Origin of the sequence: Staphylococcus sp. HMSC068C09 (assembly GCF_001813735.1) — a bacterium.
Classification (GTDB): domain Bacteria; phylum Bacillota; class Bacilli; order Staphylococcales; family Staphylococcaceae; genus Staphylococcus; species Staphylococcus hominis.
Window position 1 is genome coordinate 1 of the sequence record NZ_KV813771.1, and the last position, 23,873, is coordinate 23,873.

Below are 23,873 nucleotides of genomic sequence, written 5' to 3' on the forward strand. Positions count from 1 at the left end.
AAATGGTTCAGGACAGAGTCGAACTGCCGACACATGGAGCTTCAATCCATTGCTCTACCAACTGAGCTACTGAACCTTAATCATAAGTCAAAAGTAATGGCGGTCTCGACGGGAATCGAACCCGCGATCTCCTGCGTGACAGGCAGGCGTGTTAACCGCTACACTACGAGACCTATAAAATTATGTATTGCGGGAGGCGGATTTGAACCACCGACCTTCGGGTTATGAGCCCGACGAGCTACCGAACTGCTCCATCCCGCGCCAATATTATTAGCACTTCAAATGAGTACTTAATTAATATATCATTTAAGCCACTGTAATGTCAACACTTTTTTAAAATAATTTTTACAATACGTTAATTATAAATTTAAATAATTATGAGATAATTATTTTTTAATTAGTGCTTTTTTCAATACTTTATTAGTATATATATTAACACCTATATAGTCAATAAAAATTATAAATTAATTTGTGTAAAAAAACGCTACACTTAAAAAATTTTATTTTATGGGATAATTTGGGTATAAAATCTCATAATTATTATTACTCTTTATATTACTATTTGATACTTTCCCGCTCTAACATTATTGTGTCATATATTTTTGCATTTTTTCTTGTAATTCACTGAAAGAAACAAAGCCTTCTTCTTCTAGGAAGTGCCCTCCTTCTTCAACAATTCGAATTGATCCTCCTAAAGCTTGTAATAACTTTTCAGTTTCTTTATAAGATACATGTTCATCATCTTTTGAAGCGAGACCGTGAAAGTGTTTCACCTTTTTCTTAACTTCATCATAATCAATGGTAATATGATCTAAATTAACAGATTCATCGATGTCTTGAGCATCTTCTTTAAATCCAGCAATACTAAAAAAGCCTTCTATTGGACGTTTTAAATCTAATTGTTCAATAAATTTCAAAGCAGCGATTGAACCATAGCCATGTGTTACAACATACGTATCGGGATGATTGATTTTAATTTGTTGTTTCATAGTTTTTAGCCACATATCTAATTTTTTATTATCCGCTTTATCTAAATTAAACAATTGTACATTATATCCTTCGAGTGCTAAGTTATGTTTTAACCATTGATACCAATGATTTTGTGCATTTCCTATTTGTGAATGAACAATAATTACATCTGTCATTTTTTATTCTCCTTTTCTTCTTAATAATGACTATTTATTTTAAAATAAAGCACTTTAAAGAGACAAATGTAACCTCTAAAAAGTGCCTATTTACTATGCTTTATTTATAACTCGTCTATTAATTCTTCAACAGCATTTTTGCCTTGTTGAATACAATCAGGTAAACCTACCGCTTCAAAAGGTGCACCGGTAATGCGTAACCCGTTATATTGACGTTTTACATGATTTTGTATATTGCGAATTTGAGTCATATGACCGATATGATACTGTGGCATACTTTTTGGTAATCGATTCACTATGGTAAAATCTGGATCACCTTTAAACGTCATCATTTTACTTAAATCTCGACGTGCGATATTTACAATTTCTTCATCAGTATGGTCATCTACAACCGTATCGCCAGGTTTTCCTACATACGCACGTAATAATACTTTACCTTTTGGTGTAGTAAACGGCCACTTTTTAGTCGTCCAAGTACATGCAGTAATATCAGTATGACTGGTTCTTGCAATGACAAATCCAGTACCATTATAGGTATTTTCGATATTTTTCTCATCAAATGCAAATACAACCGTTGCAACTGTAGTAGAATCCATAGTATTAAAGTATTTAAATGCTGAATCATGATTAAACCATTTCATAAACGTTTGATGCGGTGTCGTAACAAGTAAACCATCAAACGTCTTTCGACTATTATGTGTAACAATCTCATAATTATCATTATGAATATGAATATCTTCTACTGGTGTATTATATTTGAAGTGTACACCTTTTTGTTCAACATTTTTAGCTAGTGCTTCAATAAATGAACTTAGCCCATGTCTAAATTGTTTGAATTGTCCTTTAGGAGCACCTGGATAAAGCTGACGTTTTCTTGTACGTTCGCGTTTTTCATCTTTCATTCCTTTAATTAAACTACCATATGATTCTTCTTTATACTTGAAATTAGGAAATGTACTCATCAAACTTAATTGATCAATATCTGTTCCATAAATTCCTCCCATAAGGGGCTCAATCAAATTTTCCAGCATTTCGTTTCCTAAACGTTTTCTGAAGAATTCACCAACCGAAATATCATTTTCTATTTTAATAGGCGGAATAACTAAATCTAATCCTGCTCTTAATTTTCCTAAAGGGGAAATTAAACGTGTTTTTAAGAAAGGTTTAATATCTGTTGGAATTCCCATAATTGATCCGCCTGGAATAGGATACAATTGGTTCTTAGCAAAAATGTAGGATTGTCCTGTTTGATTCGTAATTAAATCATCTTCAAGACCTATATCTTTTGCTAAATCTGTCATGATCGTTTTTCGACCTAAGTAGGATTCTGGACCAAGTTCAATAGTATAACCATCGCGTCGATAAGTTTGAATTTTACCTCCAGGTCTTGAAGTTGCTTCAAAAATAGTTACATCTATGTCTTCATTGTAATGTTTAAAATAATATGCACTGGCTAGACCTGTAATGCCAGCACCTATAATTGCAACTTTTTTACTCACAACATGTCCCTTCCTTTTTAAAAAACTGTTTTAATTTCGTCGACAATCGCACCTATAAATAATGGATTTGTATTAGGCATTTCTGGTCGATAGTAATTAGCACCAATGTCATCGCAAACAACTTTACACTCATAATCATTATCGTAAAGTACTTCAAGATGTTCACAAACAAATCCAACTGGTGTATAAATAAAGTTTTTATAATGATGTTCATTGTATAATTCTCTTGTTAAATCTTGTACATCAGGTCCTAACCAAGGCGTACCTGTATTACCCTCTGACTGCCAACCTTGCGCTACATGTTTAATATTTGTAGAAGCTTCTAAACGATCCATAGTATCTTTAATTTCATTAGGATAAGGATCATTATTACGTTCTATTAATCCTTTAGGTAAACTGTGCGCAGACACGATTAAAATTGTTTCATCATGTTCTTCTTCTGGAATTTCAGCTAATGTTTCATTTACTTTATTTGTCCAGTATTCAATAAATTTAGGTTGTTGATAATAACGTTCAACATGATGTAGTTGTATACCATATTTATCCGCTTCTTCTTTAGCACGTTTATTATATGAACCTATTGAAAAACTTGAATAATGGGGAGCTAATACGACTGTAACAGCCTCTGTAATACCATCATTATGCATTTTTTCAACTGCTTCTTCAATATAAGGAGAAATATGTTTCAATCCTAAATATAATTTAAATTCTACATCATCATATGTTTTATTAAGTGCATCTGTAAGTGCTTTAGCTTGACGATCTGTCGTTCCTGCAAGTGGAGAAAGACCACCTATAAATTCATAACGATTTTTTAAATCTTGAAGTTCTTCTTCTGTTGGTCTTTTACCATGTCGTATATCTGTGTAATATGGTTCAATATCACTTTCTTTATATGGCGTACCATATGCCATTACTAATAAACCTACTGTTTTAGTCATTCTTAAAACCTTCCCTTTTAAAAATAAATTTTTATGATTCTAATTTTATTTTTGCGTATAGTCATGAACCAGTTGTGTTACTTTTTTAAGTGTATCTGGTTGAACTTCTGGGAAAACGCCATGACCTAAGTTAAATATATGTTTACCTCTTTGCATTCCTTCATCAAGTATTGCTTTAACTCTTTTTTCTAATACATCCCATGGTGCTAGTAGTAATGAAGGATCTAAATTACCTTGTAATGTTTTATTTACACCTAATTGATCCGCTTTCAAAATAGATGTACGCCAGTCTAAACCTAAAACATCAATTGGCAAATCATTCCATTCATTAATGAGATGACTAGCCCCTACACCAAATAATATAACAGGAATATTATGATGTTCTTTAATTCCACGGACTAAACGATCCATAGATGGTTTTATATAATATCGATAATCCTGTACATTAAGTGCGCCTACCCATGAATCAAAAATTTGAATCAATTCTGCACCTGCTTCAACTTGAGCTGTTACATATTTAATTGAAACGTCTACAAGATGATTCATTAAAGCAAACCAAGTCTCTTCATCGCCATACATCATTGCCTTAGTAAATGTGTAGTTTTTAGAAGGTCCACCTTCAATCATATAAGATGCTAATGTAAAGGGAGCACCCGTAAATCCAATTAAAGGTACATTTAACTTTTCTTCAGTTAGAATTTTAATTGTTTCTAACACATAAGGCACATCTCTTTTAGGATCAATTTGAGTTAATTTTTCCACATCTTTCATAGATTTAATGGGATTGTGGATTACAGGACCTATACCAGATTGAATTTCAACATCTACTCCGATAGGTTTAAGTGGTGTCATAATATCTTTATATAACACAGCTGCATCAGTATTGTAATTATCAACAGGTAGATGTGTTACATATGCACAAAGTTCTGGTTGATGTGTAATATCAAAAAGTGAATACTTTTCTTTTAATTTGCGATATTCTGGTTGTGATCTGCCAGCTTGGCGCATAAACCACACAGGTGTGTGTGAGGTTGATTCCCCTTTAATTGTTTGTAAAATTGTATTATTTTTTTTATGCACCATTTTATCCTCCTAAATTAAAATCATTCTTATTCATAATATCACAACATAAAAGATTTCGCGTTTCTTAAATATTAAATGTCATAAAAATGACAAAGCACGTCTATCTATTCTTTAATTTTAAATTTGTAATTATAAGTGAATTGATTTAAATAAATTATTCACAATTTATTTTCTTATTTAAATTATTTATAATAGCTAGTCTTATCATTTAATCGTATAATATACATAAATAAAGGAGGTATGGCTTATGAAAATATATACAACTTATGGAACTTATGACTATTTAAATCAAATTCGTTTAAATCATCCTGAAAATCATCTGTTTATTTATTCAACTAATGATTCTTCAGTCATTATTGAAGAATCCGAAGATAAATCTATACTTAAACACCCTACTACTTATGAAGTTGTTAATGAAATCAATGAGCTTAATCATCAACATTTCTATTCAGCTATCTTCATTCCAAGTTCAGAAGATCATGTCAATCAACTAGAAAAACGTCTTTCGAATTTGAATTTAGATTTCAGTCAATTTGCTGGTTTTAAAAGCTATCGTTTCTTACGACCTGAAGAAGGTACTACTTATAAAATTTACTTTGGCTTCGCTAATCGTCAAACATACGAAGATTTTAAATCATCTGATATGTTTAATGATTATTTTTCTAAAGAAGCATTAAGACATTATTTTGGCTCAAGCAGTCAACATTCAAGTTATTTTGAAAGATATTTATATCCTATTAATGATTAACATAAAAAGAGGAAGCTTAAGTATGTGTTTAATACATCTTAAGTTCCCTCTTTTTTTAATCTCTTAATAAAGTTTCCTGATATTGCAATTTTTTAATCGTACTTCTAATCGTTAACCATCCTACAATAAAGAATACAATTGCAAAAAAGAAGTATTTTATATAAAAGATGATAAAAATGATTGCGAAAATAATACCTATCATAATCATAAGGCGATATAAGAATTTTTCATATCCTTTGATCACTTCACTATCTGATACAGGCCAAACCTGAGGCCATAGTCCATACGCTTGCTGCGTATAAAACTGAGACATTTGCAATAAAATAATATACATAAATAAACTACCAATAATAATAGAAACAAGTGGATGAGACAGCCAAATCATAAGTACAAGTGCAATGACAACAAGTCGAAGAATAATACTTAATGCATCTTTTCCTCTTACAAAACTTCTCACAAATAAATAAAGATACATATTGTGCGAATTAAAACGACGTCCTTTGGGTGTGGGTAAAAGAAAATCTAAATATTTGCGTCTTGCTGCATTTTCTTTTAAATGCTTAACATCTGTAAACATATTTACAAATTTATAATAATTTGTATGATGTCTTTCTTCTACTGAAATCAACTGTTCCCATGGAAATAACGTAAGACTCTTAAATTTAGGTATAAGGTACGCCATGCCAAAGAAAATTATTGTTAATAAAATGGCAAAATATAATTGTTTCCCTAAAATTAGATAATACGTTATAAAATTAAGTGAAAATATTAAGACATTTAATATCCATTGAGACAATCTCGCACGATACCATTGCCATTTTAAGCGTAGTCCTAAAATAGGATGAATAAGCGCTAAAACACTCATCACGATATAAGATACAACTAATTGTTGATTAAGCTTATAAAACAATGGAAATAATACAATTAATAACACTATTTGTAATATTATACGGTTAAAATAACTATATCTTAGGCCTAATTTTATATAATCTTCCATATTCTTCTCAAAAGGAAGCAAAAATAACTTGTCAGCATCTTTTAAAAATGTTCGAAATGGAAAGATTGAAGTTAAAGCAATTACAATACTTGCTAAGAATGCATAATCTATATTTTTAGGAATATGTTGTAACCATTGACCATAACCTAATATGAAGGCTCCTAATAAAATAACTAAGAATACAGTAAAGTGACCATTAAAAATAAATTTATTATAATAATGTTTTTCTTTTTTTATTGCGTCATAACGTTGTTTAAATAATGCTATGGCTTCATTATTCATGTCGTTTGACCACCTTGCGTAACATGGATATAAATATCATCAAGAGTTTGATCTTTAAGACCCGTTTGTTCTCGTAGTTCCTCTAAATTTCCAAAAGCAACCACTTTTCCTTTATCTAAAATAATGAATCGATCACAATATCTTTCAGCAGTTGCAAGAATATGGGTACTCATTAGTACTGTACGCCCTTCATTTTTCTTTTCAACCATCAAATCAAGCATGGATTGTATACCTAATGGATCCAAACCAAGAAATGGTTCATCAATAATATAAAGTTCAGGATCGACAATAAATGCGCATATAATCATTACTTTTTGTTTCATTCCTTTTGAAAAATGGCTAGGAAAAACATTAAGTTCATTTTCAAGTCTAAATGTTTTTAGTAGAGGACGCGCACGTTTCATTGCTTCTTCCTTACTTATTTGATAAGCCATAGCAGTCATGACTATATGTTCTTCTAATGTTAATTCTTCATAAATGACTGGTGATTCAGGAATATATGATAGTTTACGACGGTAGATTTCGATATCATCATTAATATTGGTATCTGAAATAGAAAGTGTTCCTTCCATTGGCGTTAATAATCCAAGCATGTGCTTAATGGTCGTACTTTTTCCAGCGCCATTGAGACCAATTAATCCTACTATTTCACCTTTTTTTAATTCAAAATTTATATTTTCAATAACAGGACGTTTACCATATCCTCCTGTTAAATGTTCAACTTTAACTGTCATAAGGCACCTCCATGAGTTATATTGTACCAAAATCATTATATAACTACTAAGGTTTGCTATAACTCATTAGCGAATTTTTAAAATAACAATGTTATAATAATGAGTAAAAATAGGTTAAAGGAGTGCATTTAATTATGTCAGAAACTGTTTTTGGTAAAATTCTTACTGGTGAAATTCCAAGCTATAAGGTTTATGAGAACGATTATGTTTATGCATTTTTAGATATTTCTCAAGTTACTAAAGGACACACACTTTTAATTCCGAAGAAAGCTTCTCCTAATATTTTTGAAACTGATGAAGAAACAATGAAACACATTGGAGCTGCTATTCCAAAAGTAGCAAATGCCATTAAAAAAGCATTTCAACCTGATGGATTAAACATTATTCAAAATAATGGTGAATATGCTGATCAGTCAGTATTTCATTTGCATTTCCATTTCCTACCTCGATATAAAAATGATATCGATGGTTTTGGTTATCAATGGGAAACTCATGAAAATGAAATTAGCGATGAACAGAAAAAAGATATTGCTGAACAAATTAAAGCTCAATTTGAATAATTCTGCATATTGAATATCATTTATGGGTAATATAAAATGAAATCAATATGTCAATGTAATAATTATAGTAAGTAGCTTAAGTCAATCGTTACTTACTTCATAAAATGATATGATTTATTCTATAATCGACATAATAGTGAGGAGAATAAAAAATGAAAGTTACACGTGTATTATTTGGTATCGGTGTGGGACTTGCTTCTGGTATTGCTGTATCATGGATGAATCGTGATCAACAAAGATATAATGCTAATGCCTCTGGACAAAAAGTTCCTACTGGTGCTCGCTCAGAATTAGAACGAGAAATCGAAACAATTAAACGTAGTTTCTATAATATTATTGATTATAGTAAGCAAGTGAAAAATGACGGTGTACAACAAGGTAGCGACATTGCTAACGAATTTAAGACTTTAATCGGAGATTTTAAATCTGATATCAATCCTAATATTGAAAAATTAAAATCTCATATTGAAAATCTTCAAAATCGTGGCGAAGAAATTAGTAATACATTTTCAGAAGATAAGAATAATAACAAATAGAACTCTAACATTGAGCTCAATTTGGCTATGAAGAAATTTATATTAATAGATTTCTTTATGGCTTTTTTTATAAATATACAATCTAATATAAAAACATTGCTCTATATTACAATAGCTATTAAAAATTGTCTTGACGATAACTCAAGTTAGTTAGATAATACCTATCGTATATTAAACGACCTATTTTCGAGGTGGAGTTATGTTTTTATGTAAACGTCATATAGATATCCATGCGCGATTTGGTGTTCCAAGAATTGCGTTTTTAAGTATTGTAACAACTATTATTGCGTTTTTAGTTAGTTATGAGATTATGTATTATTTTGTAAAAACGCCTTTATCAGATAAATACTTTTTACTTCTAATATTATTTATCATTCTTATGTACCCTATTCACAAAACAATACATTTATTCTTCTTTTTACCTTATATTCATGCGTTTAGATGGCACAAGTTAAATAAGAAAAAATGGCTTCCTTATTTTAATACGTATGTGAATACGCCTGTCCGCAAGTTTTATTTTTGCATTAATCTTATTTTGCCATTTTTAATAATTACAAGCATTTTAATTTTCCTAACTTATCATTTTCCAAGTTATGGACATTATTTTATGTTCTTATTTGCCTTAAATCTTGGTTTATCAGTTATGGATTTTTTATATTTAAAAATTATTCTTTTTTCAAAAGAAGGACAATTTGTTGAAGAACACCAAACAGGCATTAATTTACTGACAAAAGTGCCATTCCATTCAAAGTTCTAATATATAAAGAAGGGTAATTATAAACGTATTCACTCAAAATTAAAATACAGTCTACTGGTTATTTTGAATATATTAAAAAGTCTATGATATTGAATGATATCGTAGACTTTTTTTAAATTATTTTTCATCTAATACTTTAGTTGTAAATCACCTTTTATTAATTGGTGGAATAATTATATTATGTTATAGTAACTTTGTTAACATACAAAAAGGAGCTATCAACTATGAAAATTATGAATAAACTCATTGTCCCTGTTACAGCAGGTGTTTTATTACTTGGAGGATGTAGTTCTGATTCTACAGATTCTAAAGATAATACATTAATTTCTTCAAAAGCTGGTAATGTAACCGTTAAAGATGTTATGGATAAAATTGGTAAAGATCAAATTGCTAGCACATCATTTAGTATTGAGTTAAATAAAATATTAGCTGATAAATATAAAGACAAAGTAGATACTAAGCGTATCGATGATGATATTAAAAAAGAAGAAAAACAATATGGTGGTAAAGATCAATTTGAAAGTATGCTAAAACAACAGGGTATGACCCTTGATGATTACAAAGAACAGAAAAGACTATCTGCTTACCAAAAACAATTACTTAATGATAAAGTTAAAGTGTCTGACAAAGAAATAAAAGATGATACTAAGAAAGCATCACACATTTTAATTAAAGTTAAATCTGATAGTGATAAAGAAGGTTTATCAGATAAAAAAGCAAAAGCAAAAGCTGAAAAAATTCAAAAAGAAGTTGAAAAAAATCCAAATAAATTTGATGACATTGCCAAAAAAGAATCAATGGATTCTGCTTCAGCTAAAAAAGGCGGGTCATTAGGTTATGTTATTAAAGGACAAATGGTCGATAAATTTGATAAAGCTTTATTTAAACTAAAAGAAGGTCAAATTTCTGACATTGTTAAAACAGAATACGGCTATCACATTATCAAAGCTGATAAAGAAGATGACTTTAATAAACAAAAATCTCAATTAAAAACAAAAATTATTGAACAAAAAGTTCAAAAAAATCCAAAACTATTGACAAATGCTTATAAAGACTTATTGAAAGAATACAACGTAGATTATAAAGATAGCGATATTAAAAAATCTGTAGAAGATACTATACTTAATCCAGAAAAATTAAAAGAACAACAAAGTAGTAGTGCTTCATCAGGATTATCTTCATAATTTTCATAAATCAAAAAGGTCGGAACAATATGTTCCGACCTTTTTTCGTCTATTAATATTAATCTAATTTCTCTGGATTATAAAATTGACGGTTATCCATACCAAAGATTCTTTCAGTAAATTGTCCTTTTTCAGTTTTCTTAAATGCTTTATCGAACATATTCATTTTTGCATCAATATTGTCAATAAAGAATAAAATTTCTGCTTCTTTTAGATGTGGCAATTTAGGAGAACCAAACTCCATTTTTCCATGGTGTGCTAAAATCATATGTCGCAATAACATGACTTCTTCACTATCAATACCAAGTTCTTTTGCCGCCTCAGCAACTTCATCACTTGCTATTGAAATATGTCCAAGCAAATTACCTTCTACCGTATACGTTGTTGCAACTGGTCCACTTAATTCTCTTACTTTACCAATATCGTGTAAAATAATCGCGCTATATAACAAACTTCTATTTAATAATGGGTAGATATCACACAATGATTTTGCAATTTTTAACATCGTTAATACATGATAGCTTAATCCTCCTGCAAAGTTATGATGATGAGAACTTGCTGCAGGATAAGTAAAGAATTTATCTTGATATTTTTTTAATAAATGACGTGTAATACGTTGTAAATGTGCATTTTCAATTTCTAAGATAAAATGTGATAACTCATCTTGAATTTCGTTAGGTGAAAGTGGCGCACCATCTACAAAGTCTTGAGTTTTCACTCCATCTTCTGCTGTTGCTAATCGAAATTGATTGACTTTCATTTGTTTACGGCCACGATAGTTAATAACATCCCCTTTTACCCATACAATTATTTCTGGTTTAAGGATTTTCATATCATCTTTTGTGACAGTCCATAGTTTAGCTTCAATATCTCCACTTTTATCTTGAAGATATAATGTCATATAGTCTTTACCTTGTGCTGTTACACCTTGTGTCGCTCTGTGGATTAAGAAAAAATTCTCCACCGAATCACCAGGATTTAATTTTTCTACGTTTCTCATCGTTTCCCGCCTTCCTCTTTTTTATTTAATATCAGCATTTCTCGAGAAGGAATCGTAGTATCTTTTGTACAAGTAAAGTACAATACTTGATGTTCTTGAGATAATTCTCTTAAATAGTTTAACATCATTGATTTTCTTTGTTTATCAAAATGTACGAATGCATCATCAATGATAATTGGGAATGGATAATATGGTTTCAACACCTTAATTAAACTAAGTCTCAATGAAATATATAGCAACTCTTTCGTTGATTGACTTAATTCAAGTGGATGATACATTTGTCCATTTCGATGTTTAACTTTAATTGAATCATTTTCATAAGTAATTAGATTATATTTACCATCAGTTAATGTTTTGAAAATATTAATGGCTTCATCTATCACATATGGTAGTCGTTTATCTTTAATTTGTTTAATGTGCTCATTAATTAGTGTCTCAAGATAACTTAAGCTCGCCCAATCTTTAGCAATATCATTCATTCTATTTTTTAAATTATAATATTGATGACGCAATTGAGATAGTGTTTTATCTGTTTCCATTTGATTAATACGTGCAGAAAGTTCACTCACTTCAGTTTGTTTCTCCAAATATTTATCATTATAATCATCAACTTGTTGAGCTAACATTTGATCTTCTTCTTCTAATTGAGCAGTTGTTTTTTCACTTAAAACAGAACTATCTTCATAAGAGAATTCGTGATTACTCAAATAAGTAGATAAATCATTGAATCGTGATAGTTGTTGTTGATAACGTTGATAAGCTTCGTAATGTTGATAATACTGCTCTTCATTTTGAACTTCAATATATTTAAACAACTCGTTTATAGTCGTTTTATTTTCATCCAAACGACTTTCTAACTGTTTTAATTCTTTACTTAATAGGGTTAATTGATTTTGCAATTGAGATTTCTTTTCTTTTTTACTTTCATACTGAGAAATCCAACCTTTCAAATCATTAAATAATGAAATTTTATTAAACTCGTCGAAACTATCTTTAGTAACATCTTGAGCATGCTCATAGAAGTTAATTAAATTTTGATTTAACTCTATGTTCTCTAATAATAATTTATTAAGTTGTTTATCATTAACTTTAAGTTGATTCATTGTTTTCAAACTATCTACTAAACGTTCATCTGACATTTTATCAGATACTTTAATGTCTTGTTTGATTTCAGAAATATCCTGTGCTAATGCATCAATTGAAGACTGAATATCTGATAAAATCGAATGTTGATGATTAAGTTTATTAGAAAGTACTGATTTAGTATTATTAGCATTATTCCAACGTTCACGCAATTGGTACTGATCATCTAGATTAAAATCTAAATCGTATTTATCTTCGAGTGCTTTAAGTTGTTGTTCTAAATCACTAATTTCCTCACTAATTGTTTCACTATAATCAATATCTTTATTTTTACTAAAGAATAAACCTACTAAAAATATCACAGTGAGAATTGCAAAAATAATACTAAAAGTGATACTAGTTGTAATAAATGCAAAAATAGTCAAACCAGCACTCATCAAAGCCAAAATGATAAAGCTGATTTTCAACCATTGATATTGCTTTTGTTTTCTTTCTTTTTCTGATTCAAAGGAAGCTTTTAATTTTGAGTATAAACTTTCTTTTTCATGTAATTCTATTTTTTGCTGATTATATTCTTTTTTCTTTTCAAGTGCTGTTTCAGAAACTAGTTCACTTTCTAATAACTTAATTTCCTTTTCAATTTCCTTTTTTTCAATATTATGCTCACCAATCATACGTTCAACTTGTTGCTTTTGATTTAATTGGTGATTATGATTTTTAATTTTTTCACTTATATAATCTTTCATTGTTTCAGAAGTATCCGCTTCATGATAAACTTCATTCCAACCGATATCATCTTTTAATGTTTGCTGAGAACGTTCGAAAGTTTCTATTTCCTTTTTTAAAGCCTTAGCTTTTAATTCAGATTGCTTGATATCACTCTCTTGTTGATAAAGATGATACATATCACTCACAGTTCTATCATCAGGCATCTGAATTAAATTAAATTCATTTTCTAGTTGTCTTATCTTCTCATCCCTTAATCCTATATCTCGATCAAGTGATTGTTTATATTTTAATGCAGTTTCATATCGTTCAATACCTTGCTCTGGGAATTTCAACGGTTCGATATTTAAATGATGCTCAAGCGATTTCCATTCTTGCGCATGAGCATGAAGTCCTAACTGCTTTTGCTTATTTTCATGCATTTTTGATAATTGCTTAAGATTTTCTTTTAAATGAGAAAGATGGCGTTCTGATTTATCTTTTTCATCTATAAGACGTTGATATTCGTCTAATTTGGTTTCTTCATCTCTTATTTGTGCTTCTAATTGTTTTAGTTCTTCAATTTGTTGATTTAGAATTGGGTTCTTTCCAGCTTTTTTATAAAGCGTAGTTTTTTTCTGATTAACAATTTGCCCCATAGATGTAAATTCAGAAGATCCTAAAGCACCAGCTTCTAATAAATAGCTTTGTAATTGTTGTTCATCTAAATTTCGATGTATATCTTGTAAACCAAGTACATTAAATGAAAATATTCCTTGATATGTCTTTTTTGAAATATAGTTTAATTTCTTCTTAAGCCATGCTTCATCTCTTATCAATCCATTTTCTAAATAAACTTTTACGTCACCTTGAGCACTACCTTTTACACGCTCAACTTCAATTTCTGATTTGTCATCTAAAATAAGCGTTAGCTTGCCCCCATACTGATTTCCCAATCTAGGTTCTAAACGCGGTTCTTTTTCTTTCTTTGTGGGAAAACCAAATAAAATTGAATGAATAAATGATTGTATGGTTGATTTACCTGCTTCATTTTCCCCATAAATTTCGGTAAAAGTCTGATTTAATTCAATCTTACGTTGTACGAATTGACCATAACCGTATATTTCAAGTGATTTAATAATCAATTTCTTCACCTCTCATATCTGCTTTCAATATTTTCTCAGCTCGATGAATGAGTTTTGCCTTATTGAAAGTGGTGTAGTCTTCTAAATATTTTGAAGCTCTTGGATTTAAATATAAATCTGTCATTGCCTCTTCAAACACTTTGTCATCGTTTATGAGTTCATTAGAAAATTCATTTATAAGAGGTGTTTCTTCATTCTGTATATAATTAAGAATCATATCTTCAATGACAATAAAATCATGTTCATTTTCTTCATATTCACTAATCATTTCTCTTATTTGAAGAATATCTTGTGTTGATAAAATTTTGTCATTATCTATATTAATCGTCAATCTATAAAATGCTTTACCTTGTTCACGAACTTGTTTCTTAAACTTTTGAATTTCCTCATAGATACCTTGTTTTGAAATTTTATCAGTCTTAATTGTAGCTTCTTCAAAACGTATAAACTGAGTTGGGATAAAAGTTGTTTCAAGATGTAGATGATCCCCTTCTACAAGCAAACAACCTTTAGTTCCTAATTCACCAAAGTGACGACCTTGAATGTTACCTGAATAGTGAATAGGCGGCATATCACTTAGTTCTTGACGTTGATGAATGTGACCGAGTGCCCAATAATGATACAGTTTATGATTAAGATCTTCTAACATAAATTCAGTATAACGCTGTTTTATGTTAGATTTACTATAAGTTCCATGAAGCATTCCTATATGTATACCATTACTTCCTTGACTAGATGGATATTCATCAATTTTATTTTCATAACTTGTATTGTTTTGATAACTAAAACCATGAATATAAATTTGTTCTCCAGCTTTGGTAATCGCTTGATAGGTTTCAACACGATTTGAAAATACTGATACATTATTAGGCCAATTATCTGTAATTCTAGTTGTTAAAGGATCATGATTCCCATGACATATGTATACAAATATTTGTTCTTTTTCTAGACGTTTAAATTGCTCTTTTAAAAAAATTTCAGCACGTAATGTGCGATTTTCACTATCAAATAAATCTCCTACAATCAACATAAAATCAACATCTTCTTTTAATGCTACATCTACAATTTTTTTAAAGCTCTCATAGGCACTTTTTTGTACATCTTTGAAAATACTTGTCGATAATTGTTGTTTAGATTTAAAAGGGCTATCAAGATGCAAATCTGCACAGTGAATAAATTTAACCATTAATTTAAGCTCCTTAATTGTTTGATAAGGTATCTTTATGTATTACTATATTTTACCATATCTTATGAATATGGGTCGATGAACTTTGACATAAAAAAACTACGCGATTTTATGAAAAAATCGCGTAGTGTCCATTACTTAAATTATTAATTAGTCAACGTAAATTTCGTCTAAAGGTTTTACAATAATTTGATTAATTTCTTGGAAAACTTGACTCATTTTTTGTTCTGCTTGCATTAATTGTGAAATATTTTCATCTTTTTCAATAGCTTGAGCTTGTTCTTGAGCTTTAGCTAATTCTTCTTCAGGAATTTCTTGACCTTGCATTTGTTTTTGTTGGAAATTCATTTGAGTTTCACGGAACTCATCGAATAATTTTTTAGATTCTTCATTTTCTTTAACTTTAGCAAAAGCATCTTTAATAGCTTTGTATTCATCACTATCTCTTAATGCTTGTTCTAGTTGATTTGCATAATCATATAAATTTACTGCCATTTTAAATTGCACTCCTTCGTGTAATAATGATATTTTGACAACTCTTTAATACCATAACATATTATGATTAGTTATACAAAAATTGCGATTAAACCTTGGAAAAGACCAATCATACCACCTAAAATAAATCCTAATAAGGTAATTAATTTTAATTCTTTATTAGCAATTTCAATAATCAACTTTTCAATGTAATCTAAATCAAATGTATTGATTTGATCTTCTACTAGTTTACGTAGATTAATTTTTTGCATTATCGTTGAGAGATGTTTGGATGCTTGACTAATAATAAGTTGTGTAACTTTATCTGATAACGTTGTCTCTAAATATTGCATTAATCTTGGTGATAGTTGATTAAGTGGTTTATCTATTTTTTCATTTAAATTTAAATATGAAGTAATAAGTAATGTAACTGAGTCTGATAGTTTTGAAAATTGAGCCTCATCAATGATTTTCTTAAGTGATTGTCGTTTCAGCGTCTCATATTCATTATCAATCACTTGGTTTACAATACGTTTTGCTTTAGGATGATTGGTTAAACGAATCAATTCATGTTGGATTCTATCTGCAATACTTTCTTTTGTCATAAACATTTGTAGTAATCCAACGATTTTACCTTTTTCATTAAAAAATGTATCGAGCATGTCATAAATATCACGAGCGCCTTTATCAGATGACAGATAAACACGAGCTCTTTCGCATAATAAATCTCCTAATGGCTCGACTTTCTTATCAATCATTCGCTTAGTTTCTTTTGGTAGTAACTTAATCACTTCTTCATTTCGATGTTCATTATAAAAAGCTAATAGCTTTTGTGAAATTGTATCTTCTAATTTCTCATTGACTAAGTAATCTATTTTAACATCAAACTTCTCAGCAAAGTAACGAATTGTAGCTTGATCACTTTTTAATTTCGCTATTTGCTCCTTAACTAATTCATTAATTGTTTCTTTAGTTTTCGTTTCATTTAGTTTGTTGTGAATCAAAGTTTCTGTAATGAGATGTTCTTCAATCACTTGCCCTATCTTTGTAGCTATTTCATCTCTTCTTTTAGGTATTAAACCAGGTGTAAATGGAATTCGCATATTAAATATATAATGAGCTTTATAGGGATGAAACAACATTCTAATAGCTATAACATTCGTGACACCACCAATGATTGCTCCTATTACTATCATAAAGATGACTACTAATACTGCTTGCATTTAAATAACTCCTTAATTTTTATATAAGCAATAGCAAAATTATACCATGACAAATGTAAACTGCATAACTTAATAGTTCAACGTACATTTATATTTACAAATTTTTGAAATAAAAAAATAATGAATTCATCGCAAAATTACAGTGAATTCATTATTAATTGAAAATAGTGATTCAGTTGAAGGTCAACTCTTCTATCACTATATCTTATTTATATTAAAATTAAACGTGCATTAATTCTTCTTTAGCATTTCTATTAAAGTAAGTTTCTGCTTCTCTTAATTTAGATGTTCCAAAAATAGGTTGTTTTTCAGGATTAAGCACTCTGTAGATATTACTTACTTTATTACTTTGTAAAATAAATCCATTACGCGTTTCCATTGTATTCCAATAAATATCACTTGTTGTAGAATGATTAGGATATGCACAATGGTTTCTTGAAATTGTTTGTACAATTTCTAATGGATCGCAACCAAATGTGTTATTTAAAACATCTGAATCTCTAAATAAAGCACAAATTGATACACAAGTTGTCCAATTTGGTAATACACGTTCTTTTTCGATTTGAACAAGTGTTTTTTTAGAAAGACCTATTGTTTGTGCCATAGTATCTTGTGTGTATCCTGCTTCAATACGCACCATTTTAAATTTTGTTTGAATTAAATCTGTAAAACTCTGTCTATCCATTACTCTTCTCTACCTTTCTAATAGGAGTTATTTTATCCGGACGCAAGAAATTGCAATAATACACATTTCTTGAAACACAAATTACATCTTAATATATTTTCAATAAAATGAAAAGAGAAATTTTTGTTTTTACGTATAATTTTATAAATGGCAAAATTATCAAAATAATTAAACTAATAAAACAAGTCATTTGTCTATCATTATCATATTTTAAAATTACCGTTTTTATTTTTAATAGATCTATTCAATTTATATTAATTTATTTTCAATAGCATATATAGCAGCTTGTGTTCGATCTGAAACTTGTAATTTATTAAATATATGACTGACATGTGTTTTAACTGTTTTCTCAGATACAAATAAACTTTTTGCAATGTCTTTATTTGTCTTACCTTTCACCATCTCTTTTAATACTTCCATCTCTCTTTTAGATAATTTATTATTAAAGTGTGGTTTTTCATGCATTGCATCAATTACATTTTTAGCTTTTGGATGTATTATTTTCTCATTATTTAATACTTTAGTAATAGTAGCAATCAGCTTTTGTGGTTCAACATCTTTAATTTCATAACCATCAGCACCTTCATTAATGGCAGACATAACATATTCATCATCCACATAACTTGTAAGCACTAACACTTTTATGTATGGGTAATATTTTTTTATATAATGCGTCACTTCGATACCATTCATTTTAGGCATAACTAAATCTAATAATACTAAATCAGGCATATTATTCTCATTTAAATATTTAATAAATGCGTCACCATCAGAAAAACTTGCTTGTATATCTAAACCCTCAACTGTTGAAATTAGAAATTCTAGTCCTTGTCTAACAATGTGATGATCATCGATTAAAACGATACTTGCCAAATTTATCACCTACTTTAAATTGGAATATTAAGATAAATAGTTGTCCCCATTTGTTTATCTGATTGTATGTTAAATTCTCCGTCTAAACTATGAATACGTTGCTTGATATTTTTTAGACCATGCGTCGTTTGATTTAAGTCATCACTCACATTAAATCCTTTTCCATCATCATAAATTTTAATATATAATTGATGTTCATTTTGTTGCATGTTAATAGATACTTGATTCGTTTGTGCATGTTTCTTCGTATTATTTAAAGCTTCTTGAAGCATTCGGTACACATTTTCTTCAACTAAATTGGATAATTTAATCAATCCTCTTACTTCGATGTTTAATTTTAAATCTAACATATTCGCATAATGTTGAATCGCATTCACTAACCCATGTTCTAAACCAATTGGCTTAAGTTGCCAAATTAACGCACGCATTTCATTTACTGCGTTTTGACTTGTATCTTCAATCATCTTAAATGCTTTTTTAGCTGTTTTATCCTCTGTGATATCATGTGCAGCATGAGCTGTTAGTTTTAATGAAAAAAGCATTTGGTTAACTGAATCATGTAAATCACGCGCTAGTCGATTTCGTTCACTTATTCGTGCTGCTTCTTTTTCTTGGTCTGTTAAGTATATACGTTTAATTGCAGAACCTATTTGTAAAGCTACTGATTCTAGTAACTCTAAATCGTCTTGACTATATACTACAGTATGAGGTGTCGCGACATTTAATAATCCATACTGTTCATCTCCTGATCTAAGTGGTACTGTCGCATGATGCGTAATAAGATAATCATCTTTTTCACTTTCTTGATTAGCTAAATTGATTCTTGAACAATTTATAATATTAGATGCTTTTGTTAAATTTTTATGATGATAAGCATTGACACACCAACACGTACCATTATTTAAATACTTACAATTATTATTTTTTAATGAATGAGGTAAATCAGTGCTAGCTACAAGTTCTTGTTCACCTTTTTTATTGATTAAAAAAATCCAACCTGTTGTAAAACTGCTACCATTGATTAAATAATCTAATACTTTATTCATCATATTATATAATTCAGTTTCTTCATTAAGATATTCTGCAATTTCTTTTAATAATGCTAAACGTGTCGGTTTTTCCATATTTTCGCCCCATTTTGTTATTTTGCGTTTATTATTATATCGTTTATTTTTAAAATTTAAAAATAGACTAATGAAAACAATTATAATTATCATTGTAAATTATGATATGATTAAACAGAATATTATAGGAGGATATTATGAAATTCAATGTACCTGAAACTTTCAATAATTATACGTTACGTGAAATTTTTCAAAAGTTAAAACTACCAAAAAAAGACTTACACCAATTAAATATGTCTAAAGATATCACGATTAATCAACAACCTAGTAAATTGACAGATAAAGTTGTCACAAATGATGTTGTTTATATTCCTATCCCTGAAGAAAAAAGTAATTATTTACCAAGTTATCGTTACGCACAGATTACATATGAAGATAACGATTTAGCTATTGTAATGAAACCTAAAGGGGTTAAAACTCATCCAAATGATTTAAAAGAAAGCAATACACTAATGAACCATGTTATCTATACTATGGATAGCGACTACGTTGAACCGATTCATCGTCTAGACCAAGAAACTGTGGGATTATTAATTGTTGCTAAAAATCCTTTAATGAAAAAAATACTAGATAGAATGCTTGAAGAGAATCAAATTACACGTATTTATCGTGCCAATGTAAAAGCATTACTACCTCTAAAACCACAAACAATTGATATGCCAATCGGTAAAGATAAATTTCATCCCAATAAGCGTCGTATTTCTAATACCGGACAACGAGCTATCACTCATATCTTAACATCAAAAATGATTAAAGAAGGCATTTGTCAATTGGAAATAAAATTAGATACAGGACGTACCCATCAAATACGTGTACATTTAGCAGAAATTGGTCATCCTGTCATAGGTGATCCATTATATGGAGATGCTACCTTACGTCAATTAGAATTGAATAGTTATAAGATTGAATTCACTCACCCACTTACTCAAGAATTGATTTCTGTAAGTTTAGATGATGAATAAATTTTTAAAATGCTCCTTTTAGATAACGCAGATCAAAGCATTATCTTTAAAAGGAGCATTTCAATTGATAATGTTATTTTAATGAGGATCGACCATATCTTCTGGTTTAATCCATTCCTCGAATTGTTCTTCTGTAACGTAGCCAGAATTAATTGCTGATTCTTTAAGTGTTAAACCTTCATTATGAGCTTTTTTAGCTATTTGAGCTGCTTTTTCATATCCAATATGAGGATTTAGTGCAGTTACAAGCATTAATGATTGATTTAAATAATGATTGATATTTTCTTCAATTGGTTCAATACCTATAGCACAATTTTTGTTAAATGTTTCCATTCCATCAGCTAATAAGTAAATAGATTGCAATGTATTATGAAGAATCACAGGTTTAAATACATTAAGTTCAAAATTACCTTGAGAACTCGCTATACCTACTGTCGTATCATTTCCTATCACTTGTACTGCAACCATTGTTAGCATTTCACTTTGTGTTGGATTAACTTTACCTGGCATAATTGATGAACCTGGTTCATTTTCTGGAATTGAGATTTCCGCAAGTCCGGCTCTAGGTCCTGAAGCAAGCCATCTTATATCATTTGCTATTTTCATTAAGTCTGCTGCCAATGCTTTTAGTGTTCCATGAAGTTGCACCACTTCATCATGTGAGGTTAAAGCATGAAATTTATTTTCAGATGAAACAAATGCATAGCCTGTATGTTCTGAGATATATTTAGCTACTTTATCTCCAAATTCTGGATGTGCATTAATTCCTGTTCCAACTGCTGTTCCACCAATAGCTAAATTTAAAATATGTTGTTTAGATTCAGCTAATAATTGTTCACATTTATCTAGCATATAACGCCATCCACTAATTTCTTGTCCTAATCGAATTGGAGTAGCATCTTGTAAGTGAGTTCTACCAATTTTAATAATTGATTGATATTGGTTTTCTTTTTCTTTAAATGTGTCTCGTAAATGTTTTAAAGCAGGTTCTAATTTCGTTTCAATTTCATGGTATAAAGCAACATGCATAGCTGTAGGGAATGTATCATTCGAACTTTGAGATTTATTAACATCATCATTGGGATGAATCGATTCATCGCTATTATGTTCTTTTAAGTACTCATTAGCTACATAACTTACGACTTCATTCACATTCATATTACTTTGAGTACCGCTTCCCGTTTGCCATACAACTAAAGGAAAATGACCATCAAGTTCTCCTTTTAAAATTAAATCACAAGCATAAATGATAGCATCTTTCTTAGTATCACTTAATTTTCCTAATTCATGATTAGCAAGCGCGGCACCTCTTTTTAACTGAGCAAAACCATAAATCACCTCAATAGGCATATGTTCTTTACCTACTGGAAAGTTACGCTTACTTCTTTCAGTTTGTGCGCCCCAATATTTATCAGATGGTACTTCAATTTCACCAAACGTATCATGTTCAATTCTTACAGACATTCAATAATCCCCCTTATTTATGATTTAGTAATAGTATATCATTAATAAAATTAATGTAGCAATTCGAATATAAAGCGGTTTCATTTATAAAAAATAAAACACATGAAGTTGTATTACTTCACGTGTTTAAGAATAAATCTTATTCATATTTATATTTTACTGCTTTTACAACTGAAATAGCACTTATTATATACAAAATAGCGCTTATGACAAGCGTAACAGGACTTATCTTTACTAACATACCTAAAACCCCACCTAAACTTCGATAAAAATCATTAAGTGTATATGCCAAGATTCCTGTTACAATTAATATACATATAACACTAATCATAATTCCTTTTTGATTACTCTTAATGAATGGATGAGCAGTTGCATTATCTATTAAATCCTTTGATAAATTCAATTGTAATTGAATCACTTTAAATAACACTGGTAGATAGAGTGCTCCTAGAGCAATGGGAAAACCTTTAATAGAAATTAAACTAACAATGATTGTAATAATTGTTAAAGGTAGCCAATACTTATGTAACATATTTTTATCTCCTTCATTTTCATTAAAATATATTGTATCATAAGTTGTATTTCATAAAAAAAGCATTTTAATTAATCTATCGAAACAATTAATTAAAATGCTAAAATATATTAATTTAAATCTGAACGCGCTTCTGAATCATGTGTTTGATTATATTTATCTTCATCATTTTCTTCAGAAATCTGTTCCATTTCTTTTCCTAATGCTTCTAAATCATCCATATTTTGAACCATTGCATTTTCGTCTTCATGATAATTACGTTTACTATCTTTACTCATAAAAATAACCTCACAATAAAATTAAATATTATGCAAATCTCGCTGTGAAGTATTCTTTAACGTCTTCTGGTAATCCATCAGCAGCAGCTCTGTCTAAAACAACTGTTACCATACGATGTACTTTTAAATCAGCAGGTAAAAAGTTTGATTTACCATTTTCTTCATATAATCGTTTGATAACTTCACTTTTTTCAGCACCAGTTACAACTAAGATAATTTCGCGTGCCTTCATCAAACCTTGACGAATATTAACATCTAAATGTCCAGAGTTATCAATTGAAACAACTTGTAAAGTAAGTTTTCCTTTATTTTCTTTTGTTTTAATTCTATCATTGATTAATGATTCAGCATCATCATCAAGACTAATAGAATATACTTGCTCAGAAGGTACACCTAAAGCTTCATAGAACGAATGATTATCGTCATAGTCAAGAATATTAATTTGACTAAAATCTACAGCGTTACGATCAACTGATTTTTTTAATTCATCTAATACAGGTGCAGAATCCTTGTTTAAATGGAAACCAGCAATGGTAGTTGGGTTATTGTTAAATTGTTTTCTAATAATATCTCCAGCATAGTCTGCTGCATGTTGTTTATCTTCGAATACTTTAAAATTCATTGCCATAATAATTACACTCCTCTAAATGTAAAGTTCAACTAAAATAATTCA

General features: G+C 29.5%; 24 protein-coding genes and 3 tRNA genes. 6 read left to right on the plus strand and 21 right to left on the minus strand.

Annotation, left to right across the window (positions count from 1 at the left end):
* Nucleotides 1-3 precede the first annotated feature (3 nt).
* The 7 genes from HMPREF2930_RS09160 to hemE form a co-directional block, all read right to left on the minus strand.
* A tRNA-Phe gene (locus HMPREF2930_RS09160) sits at nt 4-76 on the minus strand.
* A 21-nt stretch (nt 77-97) separates the two neighbouring features.
* Nucleotides 98-173, minus strand: a tRNA-Asp gene (locus tag HMPREF2930_RS09165).
* Between the two features lie 14 nt (nt 174-187).
* Nucleotides 188-261, minus strand: a tRNA-Met gene (locus tag HMPREF2930_RS09170).
* Between the two features lie 323 nt (nt 262-584).
* The gene (locus tag HMPREF2930_RS09175; protein ID WP_017176379.1) at nt 585-1,145 is read right to left on the minus strand and encodes an RBBP9/YdeN family alpha/beta hydrolase; all 561 of its coding nucleotides are present in this window, start codon (nt 1,143-1,145) and stop codon (nt 585-587) included.
* Nucleotides 1,146-1,249: 104 nt separating this feature from the next.
* A complete protein-coding gene (hemY, locus tag HMPREF2930_RS09180; protein ID WP_017176380.1) occupies nt 1,250-2,644 on the minus strand; it encodes a protoporphyrinogen oxidase in 1,395 nt (464 codons plus the stop codon).
* 17 nt (nt 2,645-2,661) lie between these two features.
* Nucleotides 2,662-3,585 (minus strand): ferrochelatase, encoded by a 924-nt coding sequence (hemH, locus tag HMPREF2930_RS09185; protein ID WP_017176381.1) that lies wholly within the window; start codon nt 3,583-3,585, stop codon nt 2,662-2,664.
* A gap of 45 nt (nt 3,586-3,630) precedes the next feature.
* Nucleotides 3,631-4,668, minus strand: coding sequence for a uroporphyrinogen decarboxylase (gene hemE / locus HMPREF2930_RS09190; RefSeq protein WP_017176382.1), 1,038 nt, complete (start codon nt 4,666-4,668; stop codon nt 3,631-3,633).
* Between the two features lie 247 nt (nt 4,669-4,915).
* Between hemE and HMPREF2930_RS09195 the strand changes: the two genes are divergently transcribed.
* On the plus strand, nt 4,916-5,416 hold the full coding sequence (locus HMPREF2930_RS09195; protein ID WP_017176383.1) for an antibiotic biosynthesis monooxygenase: 501 nt from the start codon (nt 4,916-4,918) through the stop codon (nt 5,414-5,416).
* 55 nt (nt 5,417-5,471) lie between these two features.
* Here the strand turns inward: HMPREF2930_RS09195 and HMPREF2930_RS09200 are convergent, their stop codons facing one another.
* Both HMPREF2930_RS09200 and HMPREF2930_RS09205 read right to left on the minus strand, forming a co-directional pair.
* Nucleotides 5,472-6,695: an ABC transporter permease EcsB gene (locus HMPREF2930_RS09200; RefSeq protein ID WP_017176384.1), complete on the minus strand. Its 1,224-nt coding sequence runs from the start codon at nt 6,693-6,695 to the stop codon at nt 5,472-5,474.
* Entirely contained in the window at nt 6,692-7,429 is a 738-nt protein-coding gene (locus HMPREF2930_RS09205) for an ABC transporter ATP-binding protein EcsA (protein WP_017176385.1), read from the minus strand. Before HMPREF2930_RS09205 ends, HMPREF2930_RS09200 begins: the two co-directional genes overlap by 4 nt.
* Nucleotides 7,430-7,563: 134 nt before the next feature.
* On the opposite strand from HMPREF2930_RS09205, the gene HMPREF2930_RS09210 reads away from it, so the two are divergent.
* The 4 genes from HMPREF2930_RS09210 to HMPREF2930_RS09225 all read left to right on the plus strand — a co-directional run bounded on the left by HMPREF2930_RS09210 (nt 7,564) and on the right by HMPREF2930_RS09225 (nt 10,466).
* The gene (locus HMPREF2930_RS09210) at nt 7,564-7,989 is read left to right on the plus strand and encodes an HIT family protein (protein ID WP_017176386.1); all 426 of its coding nucleotides are present in this window, start codon (nt 7,564-7,566) and stop codon (nt 7,987-7,989) included.
* Between the two features lie 152 nt (nt 7,990-8,141).
* A complete protein-coding gene (locus HMPREF2930_RS09215) occupies nt 8,142-8,525 on the plus strand; it encodes a YtxH domain-containing protein (RefSeq protein WP_002449632.1) in 384 nt (127 codons plus the stop codon).
* A 199-nt stretch (nt 8,526-8,724) separates the two neighbouring features.
* Complete coding sequence (locus HMPREF2930_RS09220) at nt 8,725-9,282, plus strand: DUF3267 domain-containing protein (protein WP_017176387.1); 558 nt, start codon at nt 8,725-8,727, stop codon at nt 9,280-9,282.
* Nucleotides 9,283-9,506: 224 nt separating this feature from the next.
* Nucleotides 9,507-10,466 (plus strand): peptidylprolyl isomerase PrsA, encoded by a 960-nt coding sequence (locus HMPREF2930_RS09225; RefSeq protein WP_017176388.1) that lies wholly within the window; start codon nt 9,507-9,509, stop codon nt 10,464-10,466.
* Nucleotides 10,467-10,524: 58 nt separating this feature from the next.
* On the opposite strand, the gene yhaM is transcribed toward HMPREF2930_RS09225, so the two are convergent.
* From yhaM to HMPREF2930_RS09265, 8 genes are all read right to left on the minus strand, one after another.
* Entirely contained in the window at nt 10,525-11,466 is a 942-nt protein-coding gene (yhaM, locus tag HMPREF2930_RS09230) for a 3'-5' exoribonuclease YhaM (RefSeq protein WP_017176389.1), read from the minus strand.
* Nucleotides 11,463-14,399 (minus strand): AAA family ATPase, encoded by a 2,937-nt coding sequence (locus HMPREF2930_RS09235; RefSeq protein WP_017176390.1) that lies wholly within the window; start codon nt 14,397-14,399, stop codon nt 11,463-11,465. Before HMPREF2930_RS09235 ends, yhaM begins: the two co-directional genes overlap by 4 nt.
* A complete protein-coding gene (locus HMPREF2930_RS09240; RefSeq protein WP_017176391.1) occupies nt 14,389-15,585 on the minus strand; it encodes a DNA repair exonuclease in 1,197 nt (398 codons plus the stop codon). Before HMPREF2930_RS09240 ends, HMPREF2930_RS09235 begins: the two co-directional genes overlap by 11 nt.
* Before the next feature lie 150 nt (nt 15,586-15,735).
* Nucleotides 15,736-16,080 carry a YlbF/YmcA family competence regulator gene (locus HMPREF2930_RS09245; protein ID WP_017176392.1) on the minus strand — a complete coding sequence of 115 codons (345 nt, stop codon included), beginning with the start codon at nt 16,078-16,080 and terminating at the stop codon, nt 15,736-15,738.
* 71 nt (nt 16,081-16,151) lie between these two features.
* Nucleotides 16,152-17,282 carry a DUF445 domain-containing protein gene (locus HMPREF2930_RS09250; protein ID WP_017176393.1) on the minus strand — a complete coding sequence of 377 codons (1,131 nt, stop codon included), beginning with the start codon at nt 17,280-17,282 and terminating at the stop codon, nt 16,152-16,154.
* Nucleotides 17,283-17,502: 220 nt separating this feature from the next.
* Nucleotides 17,503-17,967: an XRE family transcriptional regulator XdrA gene (locus tag HMPREF2930_RS09255; protein WP_002449642.1), complete on the minus strand. Its 465-nt coding sequence runs from the start codon at nt 17,965-17,967 to the stop codon at nt 17,503-17,505.
* Between the two features lie 249 nt (nt 17,968-18,216).
* Nucleotides 18,217-18,840, minus strand: a complete 624-nt coding sequence (locus tag HMPREF2930_RS09260) for a response regulator (RefSeq protein ID WP_017176394.1) — start codon at nt 18,838-18,840, stop codon at nt 18,217-18,219.
* A 14-nt stretch (nt 18,841-18,854) separates the two neighbouring features.
* Nucleotides 18,855-19,964: a GAF domain-containing sensor histidine kinase gene (locus HMPREF2930_RS09265; RefSeq protein WP_017176395.1), complete on the minus strand. Its 1,110-nt coding sequence runs from the start codon at nt 19,962-19,964 to the stop codon at nt 18,855-18,857.
* Nucleotides 19,965-20,101: 137 nt separating this feature from the next.
* Between HMPREF2930_RS09265 and HMPREF2930_RS09270 the strand changes: the two genes are divergently transcribed.
* Complete coding sequence (locus HMPREF2930_RS09270; protein ID WP_017176396.1) at nt 20,102-20,926, plus strand: RluA family pseudouridine synthase; 825 nt, start codon at nt 20,102-20,104, stop codon at nt 20,924-20,926.
* Nucleotides 20,927-21,004: 78 nt separating this feature from the next.
* Here HMPREF2930_RS09270 and fumC read toward each other — a convergent pair whose 3' ends face one another.
* The 4 genes from fumC to HMPREF2930_RS09285 all read right to left on the minus strand — a co-directional run bounded on the left by fumC (nt 21,005) and on the right by HMPREF2930_RS09285 (nt 23,828).
* On the minus strand, nt 21,005-22,390 hold the full coding sequence (gene fumC / locus HMPREF2930_RS09275) for a class II fumarate hydratase (protein WP_070597388.1): 1,386 nt from the start codon (nt 22,388-22,390) through the stop codon (nt 21,005-21,007).
* 139 nt (nt 22,391-22,529) lie between these two features.
* Entirely contained in the window at nt 22,530-22,922 is a 393-nt protein-coding gene (locus HMPREF2930_RS09280; protein ID WP_017176398.1) for a hypothetical protein, read from the minus strand.
* A gap of 110 nt (nt 22,923-23,032) precedes the next feature.
* The gene (locus tag HMPREF2930_RS11450; RefSeq protein WP_249339582.1) at nt 23,033-23,206 is read right to left on the minus strand and encodes an SAS053 family DNA gyrase inhibitor; all 174 of its coding nucleotides are present in this window, start codon (nt 23,204-23,206) and stop codon (nt 23,033-23,035) included.
* 22 nt (nt 23,207-23,228) lie between these two features.
* Nucleotides 23,229-23,828, minus strand: a complete 600-nt coding sequence (locus HMPREF2930_RS09285) for a 6-phosphogluconolactonase (protein ID WP_017176400.1) — start codon at nt 23,826-23,828, stop codon at nt 23,229-23,231.
* Between the last annotated feature and the right edge of the window lie 45 nt (nt 23,829-23,873).

Excerpts from the sequence above, each read along its gene's own strand:
- HMPREF2930_RS09175 (WP_017176379.1), bottom strand. The coding sequence starts at position 1,145 with ATGACAGATGTAATTATTGTTCATTCACAAATAGGAAATGCACAAAAT.
- hemH (WP_017176381.1), bottom strand. The coding sequence starts at position 3,585 with ATGACTAAAACAGTAGGTTTATTAGTAATGGCATATGGTACGCCATAT.
- hemE (WP_017176382.1), bottom strand. The coding sequence starts at position 4,668 with ATGGTGCATAAAAAAAATAATACAATTTTACAAACAATTAAAGGGGAA.
- HMPREF2930_RS09195 (WP_017176383.1), top strand. The coding sequence starts at position 4,916 with ATGAAAATATATACAACTTATGGAACTTATGACTATTTAAATCAAATT.
- HMPREF2930_RS09200 (WP_017176384.1), bottom strand. The coding sequence starts at position 6,695 with ATGAATAATGAAGCCATAGCATTATTTAAACAACGTTATGACGCAATA.
- HMPREF2930_RS09205 (WP_017176385.1), bottom strand. The coding sequence starts at position 7,429 with ATGACAGTTAAAGTTGAACATTTAACAGGAGGATATGGTAAACGTCCT.
- HMPREF2930_RS09210 (WP_017176386.1), top strand. The coding sequence starts at position 7,564 with ATGTCAGAAACTGTTTTTGGTAAAATTCTTACTGGTGAAATTCCAAGC.
- HMPREF2930_RS09215 (WP_002449632.1), top strand. The coding sequence starts at position 8,142 with ATGAAAGTTACACGTGTATTATTTGGTATCGGTGTGGGACTTGCTTCT.
- HMPREF2930_RS09220 (WP_017176387.1), top strand. The coding sequence starts at position 8,725 with ATGTTTTTATGTAAACGTCATATAGATATCCATGCGCGATTTGGTGTT.
- HMPREF2930_RS09225 (WP_017176388.1), top strand. The coding sequence starts at position 9,507 with ATGAAAATTATGAATAAACTCATTGTCCCTGTTACAGCAGGTGTTTTA.
- yhaM (WP_017176389.1), bottom strand. The coding sequence starts at position 11,466 with ATGAGAAACGTAGAAAAATTAAATCCTGGTGATTCGGTGGAGAATTTT.
- HMPREF2930_RS09240 (WP_017176391.1), bottom strand. The coding sequence starts at position 15,585 with ATGGTTAAATTTATTCACTGTGCAGATTTGCATCTTGATAGCCCTTTT.
- HMPREF2930_RS09245 (WP_017176392.1), bottom strand. The coding sequence starts at position 16,080 with ATGGCAGTAAATTTATATGATTATGCAAATCAACTAGAACAAGCATTA.
- HMPREF2930_RS09250 (WP_017176393.1), bottom strand. The coding sequence starts at position 17,282 with ATGCAAGCAGTATTAGTAGTCATCTTTATGATAGTAATAGGAGCAATC.
- HMPREF2930_RS09255 (WP_002449642.1), bottom strand. The coding sequence starts at position 17,967 with ATGGATAGACAGAGTTTTACAGATTTAATTCAAACAAAATTTAAAATG.
- HMPREF2930_RS09265 (WP_017176395.1), bottom strand. The coding sequence starts at position 19,964 with ATGGAAAAACCGACACGTTTAGCATTATTAAAAGAAATTGCAGAATAT.
- HMPREF2930_RS09270 (WP_017176396.1), top strand. The coding sequence starts at position 20,102 with ATGAAATTCAATGTACCTGAAACTTTCAATAATTATACGTTACGTGAA.
- fumC (WP_070597388.1), bottom strand. The coding sequence starts at position 22,390 with ATGTCTGTAAGAATTGAACATGATACGTTTGGTGAAATTGAAGTACCA.
- HMPREF2930_RS09280 (WP_017176398.1), bottom strand. The coding sequence starts at position 22,922 with ATGTTACATAAGTATTGGCTACCTTTAACAATTATTACAATCATTGTT.
- HMPREF2930_RS09285 (WP_017176400.1), bottom strand. The coding sequence starts at position 23,828 with ATGGCAATGAATTTTAAAGTATTCGAAGATAAACAACATGCAGCAGAC.